The following is a 16,609-nucleotide window of genomic DNA, read 5'->3' on the forward strand; positions in this document are numbered from 1 at the left end:
GATAAAGAATTCAGGAAATTCTGATTAACGAGCATATCATCACCTCAACTGAAGTCATGATAAGTTATAGATATTAACTTGATGTACTTGTTCGGGTACATCAACTATTTATTTGAAAATAGCGTTGCGCAAAAAAGCGGTTCACTGGCAATTGCCAATGAACCGGCTGGTTATTACTGATCTTTTTTTTCTCTGTCATCAATGAGATTGCCTGCATCTGCGTGCTTGTCCATCTTTTCCTTGATGACTTCAAACAGGGCAGTCGATCCTTCTTTGGTCCTGCCCTGTCTCTGCATGACGGTGTTATAGGAAACATGATGTTCTTTCCAGTCACCGCCGCCGTTGCTGTCATTGAGCAGAAGGGGCTGCAGATTGTCCATGGCATGGGCAAACTTTGCCTCGGGTGTCCTGTTTTCCTCAAACTCTTCAAACAGAGCACGCAGCTGGATCTTCTGATCTTCCGGCAGAATGCCATAGATTCTTTCAGCTGCCTTTTCTTCCCGCTCATGCTGGGTCTTTTTGCCCTGATCGTCATAGGCATATGTATCACCGGCATCAATTTCCACGACATCATGCAGTAAACACATGATCATGACATGGGCGATATCAACCGGCTCATTGCTGTATTCCTGCAGAAGATAAGCCATCACAGCCATATGCCAGGCATGCTCGGCATCATCTTCTCTTCTGCCATGATTACTCAGATGGGTTTGTCTGAGAATATTCTTCTCTTTGTCCAGTTCCAGAATGAATGACAGCTGTTTCTGCAGACGCTTGTTTTCCATATCTTCTCTCCTAGTATGTGTAATGTTCTTTGATTCTCTTTTTCAATGCGGCAAAGGTTGCTTTTTCGCCCTTGTTCTGTATCATTGTCAAAGCCTCTTCCAGAGCCTTTGCTGTTTCCGGATGCATATACTTCTGATCATTGCGGGAAAGGTAATAGGCAAGGGGGCTGGCATCCGTATACTTTTCCTTCTGATATACCTTGCAGGCCGCCACACGGTCGCATACCATTTCAACAACATAGTTGTAAGGCATCCTGATCGGCTGCCATCTGCCATCAATCATATCGTACCAATATTCCCAATGGTGTCTGTTTCTGCCCTTGTGGTGCAGCCAGCCAAGCGAATAGCCTTTGATCTGCTTTTCCTTCATGTAAGGGGACTTATCACCCTGGAAGTACTTGACGGATACCCAGAATTCACTGGGGGAATACTTGGAAAGATCATGGGTGAGGCCCTGATCGTACAGGCCGCAGGCAAAGCAGTTCTTCATGACCTGGAAGCGGTGGCTGTCAATGGTATGCAGGTGGTGGATGAAACGCCATGCAAGTGATTTCTGTGCGGGATTGGTTTGCATAGATACGATTTTAAAGCAAATGCCGCGCTGGTCAAGTTGCCTGTTATTCAGTAAGAAACGATGCTAAAATAGAACGCAGGAGATTGCAATATGAACCGACATGAAGAACGAGAAAAGGCGATGATCACCGTCTATGAGGATCTGCTTGCCGAGCGGGATCTGGATGAGCTGATTGAAGATACGTATCAGATGAAAGTGGAAGAGGTGGATCCATATTTTGTGGATGTGATTCGCACTGCCATCAAGAACAAGGACCGCTATGCAGGCTATATCAATGAAGTGCTCAAGGACTGGACGTTTGACCGTCTTGGCATGATTGAAAAGGCTATTCTGCTGAATGGCTGTGCAGAGTTTGATCTCAAGCAGCTCTCTGCTGCCGTCATCATTGATGAATCGGTGGAAATGGCACGCAAATACTGTGACAAGGATGCCTATAAGCTGATTAACCGGGTACTTGATGTCATATGAGCGGGAGAAGGATTGTTCCGGTCAGCACTCTGGTCCGCTATCTCAAGGGCCAGCTGGAAGGAAATCCCGTCCTGCATGGTGTTCTGATTGAAGGCGAGATTTCCAATCTGAGAAAACCTTACAGCGGACACTGGTACTTTTCTTTGAAAGATGATACAGCTTCCATGGCTTGTGTGATGTTTTCCTCACGCAACCGCAATGTCAGATTTGATCCCAAAAATGGTGACAAGGTCATCGTTCGGGCAGATGTGACGGTGTATGAGAGTGAAGGCCGGATGCAGATGATGGTCGATGCCATGAAGCCAAGCGGCATCGGTGATCTGTATCTGCAGCTGGAGGCATTAAAGAAAAAGCTCTCTGCTGAGGGACTGTTTCAGGACATCTATAAAAAGCCATTGCCGCTGTATCCGATGTCAATTGGTATTGTGACCGGCAATCATACCGCTGCACTTTCTGATGTACTGGTTACATTGAAGAAGCGCTGGCCGATTGCCAAAGCAGTTGTGTATCCAGCCGCGGTGCAGGGAGAAGGCGCTGCTGTTCAGATCATAGATGCTTTGCACAAAGCAGATGCAGCAGGTCATGATATCATCCTGCTGGTACGTGGCGGTGGATCTCTGGAAGATCTTTGGTGTTTCAATGATGAACAGCTTGCCCGTGTCGTCTTTGCCATGCATACACCGATTGTGACCGGTGTCGGCCATGAGATTGATACAACACTGGTAGATTATGTATCTGATCACCGTGCCAATACGCCAACCGGTGCCGTGGAAGCAGCGACACCGGATATTCACGAAGTGGAAGATCTGCTGCATACATATCAGACCCGCATGATTCATCAGATGCAGGTGCGGATGGGCAATGCAGAGAAACAGCTTGTGCATCTTTCTTCTTCGCCGGTATTAAGCAGGCCGGAGAATCTGTATAACCAGAGACAGATGAAGCTGGATTATCTGCGGGAGAGAATTCTTGGCTATACATCTGTGCTCAAGGAAGAGCGGAATCGCTTTGAACAGTTATCACATAGCTTGTCACAGCAGATTCATACCAAAGAGAGTCTGCTGATGCAGAAGAGCATGGATTACCGCAGCCGTATGATGATGGCCTGCCTTGGCCGCATTCATCAGGAACAGTCCGAACTGCGCAATCTGCATACACGTCTGTCAACAGATGAGAAGATGGCGCTGGAGCGCAGACGCAGTGATCTGGAGAAACAGATGCGGCTGCTGGATGCCTATTCTCCATTGAAGATATTGGACAGGGGCTATGCGGTTGTCAGTAAAGATGGCAGTGCCGTGCATGATGTTTCACAATTGCAGACTGGTGATATGGTAAAGATACGGTTTGGCGTGGGCAGTGCATCTGCCGCGATCCGTGATACACGAAAGGAGCCTTGATATGGCAGCGAAGAAATTAACTTTTGAAGAGAGCATGGCAAGACTTGAGGAAATTGTGAGTGCTCTGGAGCAGAATGATGCCCCACTGGATCAGACGGTTGCCATGTTTGAGGAAGGTCTCAAGCTGGTGAAGTCCTGTGATGCGTCTTTGAAGCAGTTTGAAAGCAAAGTGAATGAGATTGTCAAAGAGAATGGCGGTGAGCAGAATGAATGAATCGTTTGATGATGTGTTAAACAGATACATGAATGCGCTGCCTGCTTCCCGTGTGCAGGAAGCGATGCGCTATTCTCTGCTTGCTGGCGGCAAGCGGATCCGTCCGAGATTATTGTTTGCTGCAGCAAAAGGATATGATGTGCCGGAAAAAGATGCACAGGCATTTGCGGCTGCGCTGGAGATGATTCATACCTATTCTTTGATTCATGATGATCTGCCGGCAATGGACAATGATGATCTGCGAAGGGGCAGACCAACCTGCCACAAGCAGTTTGATGAAGCAACAGCCATTCTGGCGGGTGATGGTCTTCTGACTTATGCCTTTGAAGTGGCAGCCGGTGCACCGGTATCGGCTGAGAAAGTGCAGCGCAGCATTTCCATTCTTGCCAAGATGGCCGGACCTGCCGGCATGGTGCTGGGCCAGTGTCTGGATACAGAAGAGCCCATTAACAAGCCGGATTGGGAAGCGCTGCAGAACATTCATCACAAGAAGACGGGATGCCTGCTGTCAGCACCGCTGATGATTGCGGCTGTTTTAGCCGGTCAAAGTGAAGAGGTTGTCGCATCCTGGCATGATCTGGGAGATGAGATGGGGCTTGCCTTCCAGATTCAGGATGACATCTTCGATGTTGAGCTGACCAGTGAACAGCTTGGCAAATCCAATTCGGATGCGCGCAATGACAAGGTTACAAGCGTGACGCTGCTTGGCATTGAGAAAGCAGAAGAAGTGATGAATATGCTGTATGATGACAGCTGCAAAAAGGCAGAAACATTTAAGGGGTTTGACGCCAAGGAACTGATCACACTGATTCATTCAGTTCAAAAGCGGAACAAGTAACATCGCATTGAACATATTGGAGTAATCAATGAATCTGTACGATATTAAAAGTCCTGCTGATATTAAAGACATGTCAATTGATGAGCTCAATGAGCTTGCGGCACAAATACGCCGCTTCCTGATTGAGAGCATTTCGCATACCGGCGGCCATCTGGCCAGCAATCTGGGCGTCGTGGAACTGACCATTGCCCTGGATTATGTGTTCAATACACCGTGCGACAAGGTATTCTTTGATGTCGGCCATCAGTCCTATACGCATAAAATCCTGACCGGGCGGGCATCACAGTTTCCAACCCTGCGGCAGTACAATGGCCTTTCCGGCTTCCAGAAGCGCTCAGAAAGCATTCATGATGTCTGGGAAGCAGGACACAGCTCGACGTCGCTGTCTGCTGCCCTTGGTATGGCCGTTGCCCGTGATCTGAATCATGACGACTATGCTGTGGTGCCGGTGATCGGTGATGGCTCGATGGGATCCGGCATGGCCTTTGAAGCGCTGAATGAGATCGGCTATGAGAAGCGCAAGATGGTCATTGTTTTCAACGACAACAACATGTCGATCTCGCGCAATGTCGGTGCCATGACGTATAACTTTGCCAGACTCAGAGCCAGCGATGGCTATAACAACTTTAAGGATTCCCTCAAGGAAAACCTGAACAGGAATGAATTCGGCCGCGGCATTTACCGCTCTTTGAAGAACATGAAGAACTCGATCAAAGAGAACATTGTCGATACGGGTATCTTCGGTCAGTTCAATCTGGAATATATGGGTCCGGTGGACGGCCACAACATTCATGATCTGATTCAGGTGCTCAATGTGGCCAAGAAATATGACGGGCCGGTAGTCGTTCATGTCATTACCAAAAAGGGCAAGGGCTATCTGCCCTGTGAGAATGACCATGAAGGCAAATGGCATGGTGTCGGCCCGTTCAATCCGGATACCGGCAAGCCACTGCATGATGTACCGGCTGGCTGGGTGCCGTGGGGCAGGCTGTTCTCTGATACGGTATGTGATCTGGCGGACAGTGACGATCGCATTGTAGCCATCACACCTGCTATGATACAGGGGAGCTTTTTGCAGAGGTTTTTTGCCCGCCATCCGGACCGTGCCTTTGACTGCGGCATTGCCGAAGAACATGCAGCAACCTTTGCGGCAGGTCTGGCCATCTCAGGCAAGCGGCCTTATCTTGCCATTTACAGTTCCTTTCTGCAAAGAGCCTATGACCAGATCAACCACGATATCTGCCGCATGGATCTGCCGGTAGTGATCGGAATTGATCATGCCGGTCTTGTTGGCTCAGATGGTGAAACCCATCATGGTATCTATGACATTTCGATTCTGAAATCTCTGCCGCACCTGATTTATGCCCAGGGCAAGGATGCCCCGGAATCCAGAGCCTTGATCCGGCTGGCATTTGGCCAGAACCATCCGTTTGCCATCCGCTATCCAAAGGGTGTTGTCAAAGAAGAAAAGCAGGAAAATGTGCCGCCGATTGCCATTGGCAGCTGGACCAGTTTTTCGGCAACGGACCATGACAAAGCATGGGTATTGACCTATGGAACAAGTGTGGATGTGATCTTTGACAAGCTCAGGGTCAACCAGATTCCTGCCACTGTTGTCAACTGCCGCTTCTTCAATCCGATGGATGAGGACATGCTGCAAAAGATTGCGGACAGTCATCTGCCGGTATTGGTCTATGAGACGGATATGAAGGCAGGAGGACTGGGAGAAAGCATCATTGCCTGGTTTGTGGATCATGATCTGGACGTTCATATTGAGCAGATGGGCATTGGTGATGTCTATGTGCCGCAGGGTGCAGAGACGCGGCTGCGCCATGATCTTGGCATTGACCTGAATGCATTTCTTGACAGACTGAACAAACTTTTATGATTAAAAACCTCTATATTCAAAACTTTGTTCTCATTGATGAGCTGAATCTGGATTTCACATCCGGATTCAGTGCTTTTACCGGTGAAACCGGTGCTGGTAAATCGATCCTGATCGATGCGATCTCTTTGCTGAAAGCAGAGCGTGCCAGTGCTTCGCTGGTCATGAAAGGCAAAGAGAAGGCAATTGTGGAAGGCACGTTTGATCTAAGCCATGACGCGCATGCCTGCCGCATGCTGCAGGAAGCCGGCTTTGACAGCGATCATGATGTGACGTTTACACGCGATATTGCCGCAAATGGCAAAAGCACTGCCCGCATTGACCACCGTATCGTAACATTAGCCTTGTTAAAGGATGTGCTGGCAAATGAAATCGATATTCATGGCCAGCGTGACAACGCCTATCTGCTCAATACGAGTCTGCATATTCATCTGCTGGATCGTTTTCTTCAGGATGATGCGCAGCTGCAGAAAGTCATGCAGGCATGGGATGCCTGGAAAGCTCTGGAAACTGAAAAAGAGCAGGCTTTATCAGATACCTACAATGAGAATGATCTTGAATATTTCCGCTATGAGATTCAGGAGATTGAAGAGGCGGATCTGAAAGAGGGAGAAGAGGAAGAACTGGAGGCAAAGGAAAAGCAGTACCATGCCATCCAGGATTCCTTTGAGAAGCTGAATCAGATTTTCACGCTGTATGATGACAGCGTTTCAAACAATCTTTATGACATGCGTAAGTGGATCAGCGCTCTGCCTGGTGATGATCAGCATCTGGATGAGATCCAGAACCAGTTTTCGGATGCGTATTACAGCATGACGGATGCCTTGGAGTCTCTGCGCCAGATGAAGGATGAGATGGACATGTCTGAGGATGACATCAATGCCATGGAGGAGCGTCTGTTTACGATACAGAAGCTCAAGCGCAAATACGGCCATGACATCCCTGCCATTCTTGCAAAGAAGGATGAGCTGCAGAAACAGGTGGACCGCTTTGAGCACAGACAGGAATTCCTGGAAGAGATCAATGCAAAGATCAGGAAAGCAAAGCAGGCCTACGACAAGGAAGATCATATTCTGCATGATATTCGTCTCAAGGGTATCCCGTATCTGAATGCACAGGTCAATGCCAGACTGAAGGAGCTGATGCTGCCAAATGCACGCTTCCAGGTGGAAATGATCACAGGTACACCCACTAACATTGGCAGCGACCATGTGCAGTTCATGGTTGCCATGAATGCCGGTGAGGATCTCAAGCCGCTTGCCAAGACGGCATCCGGTGGTGAACTTGCCCGTTTGATGCTGGGCCTGAAGGTCATTTTTACACACCTGCAGGGCATTGAAACAGTGATCTTTGATGAGATTGATACTGGTGTATCCGGCAAGGTAGCAGGCAGTATCGGCAAAGAGATGAAGGCATTGTCAAATGACTGCCAGGTATTTGCTGTGACACATCTTGCCCCGGTAGCTGCCTGGGCAGACCGTCAGTACCTTGTTGCCAAGCATGTGAAGAATGATGTGACACGTACGACGGTATCTTTGCTGGATGAAGCACAGCGCATTGATCAGCTTGCATTGATTGCCAGCGGTTCCCTGAGTGATGCATCGCGTCAGGCCGCAAAGGAGCTGCTGGAAAGGAGCCATGCATAAATGGCTCATGTATATTTTCATGTTGATCTGAATGCCTTCTTCATCAATGCTGAGATTCTGCTGGATCCCAGCATCAAAGGCAAACCGGCTGCTGTCAGCGGCAATACAAGGCGCAGTGTGGTATCAACGGCATCCTATGAGGCAAGAGCCTATGGTGTCCACTCTGCCATGCCTATCCAGGAAGCGATCAAGCTGTGCCCGGATCTGCTGGTGCTGCCGGGGCATTATGCTTTCTATGAACAGTTATCATCTCAGTTTATGTCCATTGTGCGCAGCTATACGGATGAAGTAGAGCAGGCCAGTATTGATGAATGCTACGTGGACATGACAGAACCGATCTCTCATTTCCAGCATCCTCTGGATCTGGCTGTGCAGCTGCAGCAGAGAATCTTAAAGGAAACAGGACTGCCTTGTTCGATTGGTGTTGCACCAAATATGTTTCTGGCCAAGATGGCATCGGATATGAAAAAGCCGATGGGAATTACGGTATTGCGCATCCGGGATGTTGAGCAGAAGATGTGGCCATTGCCGATTGGTGATATGCGCGGGGTTGGCAAGAAGACAGAACCATTGTTAAAAGAGCTTGGTATTATGACCATTGGCGATCTTGCCAGATATCCCAATAAGAATGCGCTGGTACCGATCTTTGGCAGGAATACGGATGCCATGCTGGCAAGGACGCATGGCTATGATGACCGTACGATCGTCAAAGCATGGGATGCCAGATCCATGGGTGTTTCCGAGACCATGCTGGAAGATGTGACAGACTATGATGAGATCAGAGGTTTGTTCCGTTCTTTGAGCAGAAGGCTGTCGCAGCGGATGAAGGAAGAACGCAAGCTTGGCACGAGTGTTTCGATCCGGATCAAGTACTTTGATTTCCGCAACGCAGACCGTTCGATGAAGATTGCCAAGCCGATCTGGAAGAGTGAGGATATCTTCCACTATGCCATGACGCTGTTTGATGCCAACTGGGATTCTCAGCCGGTACGTCTGGTTGGTATTTCTCTTTCCGATCTGAAACGTGCGGATGAGATGGTATCCCAGCTGGATCTGTTTAATCAGGATGCTGCCAATAAGGAAGCAACCAGTGCGATCCTGTATGATCTGAACAAGATGGCCAACAGTCCGCATCTGTTTGTGCGGGCAAGTGATCTTTTGAAGGATAAGGCAAATGGAACTCACTGAGGCATTGCAGGAGTATCTGAGCAATCAGATGATCAATGAAGGCAAAAGCATGCATACGGTGACTTCCTATAAGGAAGATTTAAAGCAGTATCTTGCCTTTGTGAAAGAAGAGGGGATCGCAGATACAACTGAGATCACCTACAGCACTATTGATGACTTTATGAATGAACAGGCTGAAAGCAAAGCATCCTCGTCATTGACACGGATGGCAGCCGCCATTCATTCTTTTCATCACTATCTTGCCTTCATGCACAATGAGAAAGATCCCAGCCTCAACCTGCAGGTGCACCGCAATGAGAAACGTCTGCCCATCTATTGCAGCAAAGAAGAAATTGAACGTCTGATGGGATCCTTTGATGATACAATGCCATCACAGCTCGCTGATCATGCCATGCTGGAAATGATCTATGCCTGCGGCTTGAGAATTTCCGAAGCCGTCAATATGGAAGTCAACCGGGTGGATCTGGAAAGTGAAAAGGTAAGAGTATTAGGCAAAGGCAACAAAGAGCGGATTGTACCAATTGCTTCAGGTTCCTGTGCTGTCTTGAAGAAATACTTTACAACGGTGCGGCCATTGTTTGTCAAAGGGAGTTCGCCATACTTCTTTATCAATCACTTTGGCAGGCCGTATAATGCAAGATATATCCAGCGCTTACTGCATCAGAAGTGCCTGGAGCTTGGCTTTATGAAGCATATTACGCCGCACAAGCTGCGCCACAGCTATGCGACTCATATGATGATGGGCGGTGCAGACCTCAGAAGCATCCAGGAGATGCTTGGCCATGCGGACTTAGCGACAACAGAGATCTACACGCATGTGCAGAACAAGCAGATTTTTGATGCCTATCAGAAATTTCATCCAGGTGAGCTGGATCAGCAGATTGATATTGATGTGACAAAGCTGCACAATAACAATAAGACGAAACACAACCACTGATAAAGTGAGGAGGGATGACGATGAAAAAAGCTGCTGTGCTGTTTCCAGGTATTGGCTATACCAATGACAGGCCGCTGCTGTATTATGCCGGCAAACTGGCAAGAAAAGAGGGGTATGACCTGCTGAAGGTCCAATACAGCCAGGATCCAAAGAGTGTCAAGGGATCGCCTGAAAAGATGCAGGATACACTGAAAGAATGCCTTCACCAGGCATCTATCCAGCTGGAAGAAAATAATCTCGCTCAGTATGACCGGCTGTTGTTTATCTCTAAATCCATTGGTTCCTTCATTGCCATTCAGGCTGCTACAATGACATCTGCCTGCGTTGATCAGATCCTGTATACGCCGTTTCCTCAAGCTTTAGATCTATTCAAAGATAATCAGGAATTGATTGGCAGATGTATTGCATTTAATGGCACAAATGACAGCTGGATTGATGTAAACGAAATTGAGACAGCAGCAAAAAAAGCAGATATTGATCTGCATCTGATCCAGGATGGCAACCACTCACTGGAAACTGGAAATCTGGAAACAGATCTGGATAATCTCAAGAAGATCATGATGACAACAAAGACATTCATCGAGGATTTGAAATGAATAAAAAAACACTACAGGAAATTCTGGCATATCTGCCGGGCTTACAGGACCACCCTGACAAGTTTGCATACTATGGTGAACCTGCAGATGCATTCTATGATGAATATGATGCGGAGGATGAACATGGCAATCATCTGGTGATCTCACAGGAATGCAATGAGATGTGTGAGACGATCGGTGCTGATCTGCAGAATGGAGAGTCCTGGGAAGACTGGTTCAGCCAGCAGAACAAGCAGCCGGAAAATCTGCAGAAAGATTTCAAACCAGAAGATATGGATGAACAAGCGATCCGTGCAGCATTGTTATATCTGATTGACAGTCTGTCATTCAATGATGATCTGATTGATGCCTTGAAATCAGGATACTTCACAAGACTGATCGAACAGCTCAGCAGGATCCCGGCAGAAGAAGAACTCAATTAAGATAACTTTAATTAGAAATGTCGTATAACATACATTATGTGAATATCGGAGTTACCACAAAACTGTCAACTTTTGTAAAACATTTATTGATGCTGGTATTTGCAATGTTTTGACTTAAAAACACTGACTGTAAAAAGTTGTCAGTGTTTTTTACGTTTTAACTCATTCTATGCACGTTATTGAGCTGCCGCTCAAGCGCTTTTACCTGTGCTTCAAGCGTCCGAATCTGCGCGTTCTTTTCCTCAAGTTCACGTTTGATTTGCATGCGTTCTGCTTCTTTGGCAAGCAACGAATTCATGAGCTGCTGGTCGATTGTGCCGGAGCGGATATAGTCACGAATGACTTCCTGACGCTTTGATTCATATTTTGGACCGACGCTGTTAATAAGGTCTATTACAGGCTTATAAGACTGCTGCTGATTCGAATTTTTCTTATACAGTGCCTGACGTGTAACTCCTGCATACGTACAGAAGGCATCGACCGAAAAAGATACCGTCTTGAAGTTTTTGAACAGGTGGTTCATCTGGCTGCTCTGGTCAATAAGGAAATCCTCTGCCAAAAGCAGATATTTCTGTGTTCTTGGCGGGAGGTCTTCGTACTTCTGTGAAAACTTTGACAACTCTTTATTTATAGCCTTGATCTTATCTGCTTCTGACACGGCTGCACTTGCTAAATTGTTGCGGTTTCCCATGTTGTAATCTCCTTCTCAGTGTCCTCAATACTGTCGATAATTGCTTTCATTTCAGGATGTTTCTGGATGACATAATCACTCCCCTTCCGATTAAGCAGGTCTTTAAGTTCCTCCATTTCCGGCTTCAGAAGCGATTTGCAGATAAACTGTGCCTTATACAGTTCCTTTTCTGCCTCCTGAACATATTCATTTTTAGTGTTATAGAGCACGGCTTCTTCACAGTTACGAAGCTGTGACAGGTGAAATGGCATGTCGAAGTATAAATGAGACTGATTGCTGCAGAGGCCATAAGCACAATAGATGCTGTCTGCGTTATCCTTGTTCATTGCCTCGCATGACATTTTCGGAGCCGGGCAGATACAGAATCCTCCTGGGATAACCTTCATAGGCATCAGGCCATCAATATCGTCAGCGATTTCGCGGAGACTGCTGCGTACATCAAGTTCTTTATGGCTCTCCATAAACGTGTTAATTCTGGCCGTATATTCATCTCCACGGGGACCGATAATCTTCAGATCGTCTTCGATAACGTCTTTTAGAAACATATCACGATAGATTTTATCTTCCTCTGATTTTGCAATCGGGCGGGAGTAATAACCTAGCATTTTTGCATCTTTGTGATTAAGCAAAGATGCTATAGCAAAATCGTTGTATCCTCTGCGCCGCAGTTCTGAAGCAAGATAAACTCGAAACTGTTTCATAGTCGGTATGTTAATGTACATTGTCTGTCCGTTGCTGGCTGAAACCGTCACAGGCTGCGCATTATACTCGTCAAGAGGTTCTTCTGAAAGACAGCCTAATTCTTTTGCATGTGCAATGATGATCGATTTAAAGTATCTGCTTAACTTTTCATATGTTTCATCGCCAAGATACTTACTGACCTTTAATTTCCTAATGGTATTAACTGCTTTTATAGTTTTCTCATTCGCAAATGTGCGTGCCTCTTCATATCCTGCTCCATAAATGCCTTTAGTAGCTAAGTAATGAAGCTCCGTATATGGGACACCGTCAACCGTCTTGCTGATAATGCAATCATACGGGATTATGGTCAGCTCATTTGGCCGAAGCCCAGTCTGTGTGCCAATCAGTAAAAGGCCTGCTCTGACACGGTGTTCGACCGTTTCAGTTTCGTTATTCAATATAATTGAAAGCAGATTTACAAGTGCTTTCATAAAAGGCTGCGGCAACAAATCAAGCTTGCCGTTTATCTTTTCCGCATTTAAGGCTTGGATATCGCTTGTCTCTAAGAACTCTATCAGAGAATCATTCACCGGCTGGCCAGTTATCTGATAATAGAATCGGAATAATTTACCAAGACTTGTACGAATTGCTTGTTTCGATATTTCTGAAGTATCAGTTTGTGCAAGAAAGTCAGAAATCATCTTATTGGAGATATCACCAAGCGAATATATATGGCGCTGATACACATAAACGATAAATCTGCTTATATTCATCATATCGTTTTTTATAAACGGCCGATGAACACCATAGTGAATTAAGCCGTTTAAGACGAATAGCTTTACAATTGATTGATAATAATCGCTAACTTGAATTAAGTCCTCAAAATGATAAACATAAGAACGATAATCGCCGCGCTTGGTATCAGGCGCGTTAATACTGAAATTCCATACGTTATCCGTAATCTTAAACTTCACACCAGCAATCTCAATGTTGTTCTGCTTAATGAGATTCAGGTATTCCGGGTCCTGAATAAAAGCGTACTGGTCATCCGCATTTTCAATTGTGCTTAAAAGTCCCTGATCGTTCAAATTCAGTCTGTTGACGCCATCAGAAATAATAAATGGCATATAATCCGTTACGTTCGAATGGTTTTCAATTGCTGGCATTTTTGCTCATCTCTTTTCCTTTCTCGTAGAGTGCTACAAGATATTTCAGATTCAGTGCCTTCATTGCTGTCAGAAACTTTCGTTCTTCATCCACAGTACTATCGTAAATTCGCACTTCTAACGCCTTGATTTCCTTTTCGAAAAACGGAATGCAGTCAGGCGTTGTCTTAAAGCGTCTGCACATCAGGCAATCACACATCGTCTTATCTTCGCATGACGCGGCTGTGCAGTGGCCGCGGCCATTTAGAACCGTATTGGCTTTTGTGGCTTCAGGATTGCTCAAAGCTACTACACCCTTTAGTTCTGTTGTGCCCACTGTGATTCCGTACATGTTTAAACAGATCTGATTAATATCCAAGTCAACATAGTTTTGGAAATGTACACTGGCTGAATGACGAGAAGCGGCTTCAATTACAGACTTGCTAACATCGCCCTTTGCTCCTACTGCACGGGTTACTTTTTCCATAAAACGATTTCTAACTCCCGCTAAGCCAAGCTGAGGTAATTCAAGCTGTTCACATACGGCGTCTATAAATGCTGTTACTCCGGCTGCAGATACAATTCCGATATTATTTCCTCTTGCACGGCGATAAATAAAAATATAGTTGGACATGTCGTCTCCTGGTTTTCTGAATTTATTGGTCAATTCGATTGCCTGGTCAAACAGTCCCTTTACTTCAGGAATCAGTGGAATCTTATCTTCTGCGAAGTTCTTCGGATTGTAATGAAGGTAATAATGGTCTGTTCCTTCTGCCTTTTCAATGCAATTCAGCGTAAGGTTCTGAATATTCTCACCGCGAACAGGTGTTGAATTCACAATCTGCGTTATAAGTTTTCTGAGAGCATAATTATCATGCATTTCACCGGTTGTACATGCAATAAACGTATCCATACCATCATAAATCTGCTGCATCTGTTCTGCGGTATATGATTCCTTAAACGGTTTGGAATGCGTGTTCTCGGAGTTAAACGCATCCAATGCAAGCTGAGAAACGTCAGCATTACAGGCAACTTTCATGAAACGAACGAAATCGCGGACAGAGCTGGAATAAACCGCCGCACTAGGGGCGGATAAATCTGATAAGGAGTTTTTAAACACCATCACGTCTTTGACAGAAACCTTTAGTTCCTTACTTTCCATGATATTCAGAAAGCGAACGTATTTACCCATCATCTGCTGCTTACCCCGCATACGTGGAGTTGGCTCAGTCCAGACATAGGATTGTAAGGCCGCCATTTTCTTTGGGAAATTAATATCGGAAAAGTTGAAATCATATACCTGCTTACCATCCCACAAAAGCCATTTTTTGCCGCGTGGGACCGGATTTGCAGGATTATACGTGATTATCGTATATCCATCATTAATGAGTCTGATAGTGTTGTTGTAATTAACAATTGTCAGATTCAACTCCGTAAAGGAACCATAGCCATGCTCCATTACAAATCCATAAAAAGCCTTCAATAATGACCGTACATACTGATTACTCTTATCTGTAACGATTTTACAGTCCTTGATAAAAGTATCATCGGTAAAATCATTAACGGATAACGGTTCCCGATTTGTAAAGAATGCCTCAATAAAGTAGGTAAATCCTCTACTGGTTGAGCAGTGCATACGTGCATCCATTTCGGCATAAAAGGCTTCGAACATTTCTACAACGTCTTTGTCAATTCCATTTGTGCAATTATGAGGGAGAACAGATACTCCATCGTGAAAGCATACCTGATGGTGCAGCGGAGTCATAATGTCACATTTAACTTTCATTTTGGGCATCTCCTTCCCATACAGCGCGATACAGCTCTTCCAACATTTCTTCCGTTGGATTCATATATGGCAGCAGGCTTTCTACGCTTGCGTGCCTTGAGAAAATGATTACCTGTTCGGCTGGCATCTTCTTGACGAATAACAGATACATACAGAATCCGTGTCTGAAACGGTGAAGCAGATTGTGCTCACGGCTTCCGGTATCAACAGGAATTCCTAATGCTTTAAACATTTTCCGTGTATATTCACGGAATGTCTTGTAATCAAGCGGCGTGTTTTTATGAGCATTGTTGAAGATGTAATAGTTTTCTTCACCGTCATCTTTAACGTTATCTGCAGCCGCAGGCTTCAGTCCAAGACGATGAAATTTGCCCATGCACATGTCAAAATAATCCATGATTTCACGGTACACGTCCTCCCGCAGCAGCACCTCCTGATAACCAGAGTGCTTTTTGCTGCGGTATTCGCGGCTGTGATAGGCCCTTGGATTTGTAACTTTCATCAGCCTTTTGGCACACTGTCTGGGACTGTCAGACACACGGTTGCGGATGATTGCCTTATACACTGGTTCTCCATCGCTGTTGTATGTCATAACAACGTCCTGCAGTGTCAGTCCAAATGCTTCACCATTGCGCAGACCGGAGAAATACTCCAGGTCATACAGAGCCCTGTATTCAGCTCTGGTGAGAGCATTGATGCTGTGGTCATGATTCAGATAATCATGAATGGCGAGCATTTCTGCGTAAGAGATGAACATCGGACAGTCAAGATTGGCACTGCCGCTTGTTCCGTTCTGTTCATCATACAGCCTCCCAACATATTCAACGTTGGGATAATGCTGACAGGCAAGGAAGTGGCGGACATGCAGCAGATTCATCTTGATAGCGCTGTTGGACTTGACTTCGTACATGTAAATTCCATTAGCACTGTTGCTGTTGGAATAACCTCTCAAGAACTGCTGATAGTACACAAAATCCTGATACGTGAAGTCTTTTATGTCCTTCTGAATGCAGGCGGAGAACTCATAGAGCTGCTTCAGAGTGCTTCCAAGCTGCTTACGGTAGTTTGCCGAACCTGACTGCATCCGGTAATTGATATAGCGGTATACTGTTTCGTTCAGATTGCCATCCTTGTCAAACAGAAACACATAAGTAAATCCGTTCTCTTTCAGCGTTTTCAGCGTGCACCAGACCTCATAGCAGCTGATCTGACTCCCGCTGCTGTCAAGTTCACGGACCCTGAACTTCCGGTTAATTCCTGAGCGGATTTCTTCAATTGTTCTTGGCATGTTCTCCACCTCCTTCCAATGGACTGAATATAATCAGAATTAGTTAGTCTTTTTCGATCTTGTAAAGC

The 16,609-nt window shown here is 45.9% G+C and carries 16 protein-coding genes; 10 read left to right on the plus strand and 6 right to left on the minus strand.

Going from position 1 to position 16,609, the window contains the following annotated elements; genetic code table 11:
• Positions 1-173 precede the first annotated feature (173 nt).
• Both MOZ60_RS08625 and MOZ60_RS08630 read right to left on the minus strand, forming a co-directional pair.
• The gene (locus tag MOZ60_RS08625) at positions 174-785 is read right to left on the minus strand and encodes an HD domain-containing protein (protein ID WP_370596369.1); all 612 of its coding nucleotides are present in this window, start codon (positions 783-785) and stop codon (positions 174-176) included.
• Between the two features lie 10 nt (positions 786-795).
• Positions 796-1,359: a DUF5662 family protein gene (locus MOZ60_RS08630; RefSeq protein ID WP_370596370.1), complete on the minus strand. Its 564-nt coding sequence runs from the start codon at positions 1,357-1,359 to the stop codon at positions 796-798.
• Positions 1,360-1,449: 90 nt separating this feature from the next.
• Between MOZ60_RS08630 and nusB the strand changes: the two genes are divergently transcribed.
• The 10 genes from nusB to MOZ60_RS08680 are packed head-to-tail and all read left to right on the plus strand — an operon-like array spanning position 1,450 to position 10,950.
• Positions 1,450-1,827 carry a transcription antitermination factor NusB gene (nusB, locus tag MOZ60_RS08635; protein WP_277006865.1) on the plus strand — a complete coding sequence of 126 codons (378 nt, stop codon included), beginning with the start codon at positions 1,450-1,452 and terminating at the stop codon, positions 1,825-1,827.
• Positions 1,824-3,224, plus strand: coding sequence for an exodeoxyribonuclease VII large subunit (xseA, locus tag MOZ60_RS08640; protein WP_370596371.1), 1,401 nt, complete (start codon positions 1,824-1,826; stop codon positions 3,222-3,224). Before nusB ends, xseA begins: the two co-directional genes overlap by 4 nt.
• Before the next feature lies 1 nt (position 3,225).
• Positions 3,226-3,438 carry an exodeoxyribonuclease VII small subunit gene (xseB, locus tag MOZ60_RS08645; protein ID WP_108775785.1) on the plus strand — a complete coding sequence of 71 codons (213 nt, stop codon included), beginning with the start codon at positions 3,226-3,228 and terminating at the stop codon, positions 3,436-3,438.
• A complete protein-coding gene (locus MOZ60_RS08650; RefSeq protein WP_370596390.1) occupies positions 3,431-4,276 on the plus strand; it encodes a polyprenyl synthetase family protein in 846 nt (281 codons plus the stop codon). Before xseB ends, MOZ60_RS08650 begins: the two co-directional genes overlap by 8 nt.
• 28 nt (positions 4,277-4,304) lie before the next feature.
• The gene (gene dxs / locus MOZ60_RS08655; RefSeq protein WP_370596372.1) at positions 4,305-6,164 is read left to right on the plus strand and encodes a 1-deoxy-D-xylulose-5-phosphate synthase; all 1,860 of its coding nucleotides are present in this window, start codon (positions 4,305-4,307) and stop codon (positions 6,162-6,164) included.
• On the plus strand, positions 6,161-7,807 hold the full coding sequence (gene recN, locus MOZ60_RS08660; RefSeq protein WP_370596373.1) for a DNA repair protein RecN: 1,647 nt from the start codon (positions 6,161-6,163) through the stop codon (positions 7,805-7,807). Before dxs ends, recN begins: the two co-directional genes overlap by 4 nt.
• On the plus strand, positions 7,808-8,995 hold the full coding sequence (locus MOZ60_RS08665) for a DNA polymerase IV (protein WP_370596374.1): 1,188 nt from the start codon (positions 7,808-7,810) through the stop codon (positions 8,993-8,995).
• A complete protein-coding gene (locus tag MOZ60_RS08670; RefSeq protein ID WP_370596375.1) occupies positions 8,982-9,932 on the plus strand; it encodes a tyrosine-type recombinase/integrase in 951 nt (316 codons plus the stop codon). Before MOZ60_RS08665 ends, MOZ60_RS08670 begins: the two co-directional genes overlap by 14 nt.
• A gap of 20 nt (positions 9,933-9,952) precedes the next feature.
• Complete coding sequence (locus MOZ60_RS08675) at positions 9,953-10,528, plus strand: alpha/beta family hydrolase (RefSeq protein ID WP_370596376.1); 576 nt, start codon at positions 9,953-9,955, stop codon at positions 10,526-10,528.
• Complete coding sequence (locus tag MOZ60_RS08680; protein ID WP_370596377.1) at positions 10,525-10,950, plus strand: hypothetical protein; 426 nt, start codon at positions 10,525-10,527, stop codon at positions 10,948-10,950. The genes MOZ60_RS08675 and MOZ60_RS08680 overlap by 4 nt, the downstream gene beginning before the upstream one ends.
• A gap of 157 nt (positions 10,951-11,107) precedes the next feature.
• Here the strand turns inward: MOZ60_RS08680 and MOZ60_RS08685 are convergent, their stop codons facing one another.
• Genes MOZ60_RS08685 through MOZ60_RS08700 form a run of 4 tightly spaced genes read right to left on the minus strand, consistent with a single transcriptional unit; the run spans position 11,108 to position 16,541 of the window.
• Positions 11,108-11,641 carry a hypothetical protein gene (locus tag MOZ60_RS08685; protein ID WP_370596378.1) on the minus strand — a complete coding sequence of 178 codons (534 nt, stop codon included), beginning with the start codon at positions 11,639-11,641 and terminating at the stop codon, positions 11,108-11,110.
• The gene (locus MOZ60_RS08690; protein ID WP_370596379.1) at positions 11,620-13,488 is read right to left on the minus strand and encodes a hypothetical protein; all 1,869 of its coding nucleotides are present in this window, start codon (positions 13,486-13,488) and stop codon (positions 11,620-11,622) included. Before MOZ60_RS08690 ends, MOZ60_RS08685 begins: the two co-directional genes overlap by 22 nt.
• Positions 13,475-15,253 carry a hypothetical protein gene (locus MOZ60_RS08695; protein WP_370596380.1) on the minus strand — a complete coding sequence of 593 codons (1,779 nt, stop codon included), beginning with the start codon at positions 15,251-15,253 and terminating at the stop codon, positions 13,475-13,477. Before MOZ60_RS08695 ends, MOZ60_RS08690 begins: the two co-directional genes overlap by 14 nt.
• The gene (locus MOZ60_RS08700; protein ID WP_370596381.1) at positions 15,243-16,541 is read right to left on the minus strand and encodes a site-specific integrase; all 1,299 of its coding nucleotides are present in this window, start codon (positions 16,539-16,541) and stop codon (positions 15,243-15,245) included. Before MOZ60_RS08700 ends, MOZ60_RS08695 begins: the two co-directional genes overlap by 11 nt.
• Positions 16,542-16,609: the final 68 nt, after the last annotated feature.

The organism is Grylomicrobium aquisgranense, assembly GCF_033971865.1.
GTDB lineage: Bacteria > Bacillota_I > Bacilli_A > Erysipelotrichales > Erysipelotrichaceae > Bulleidia > Bulleidia massiliensis.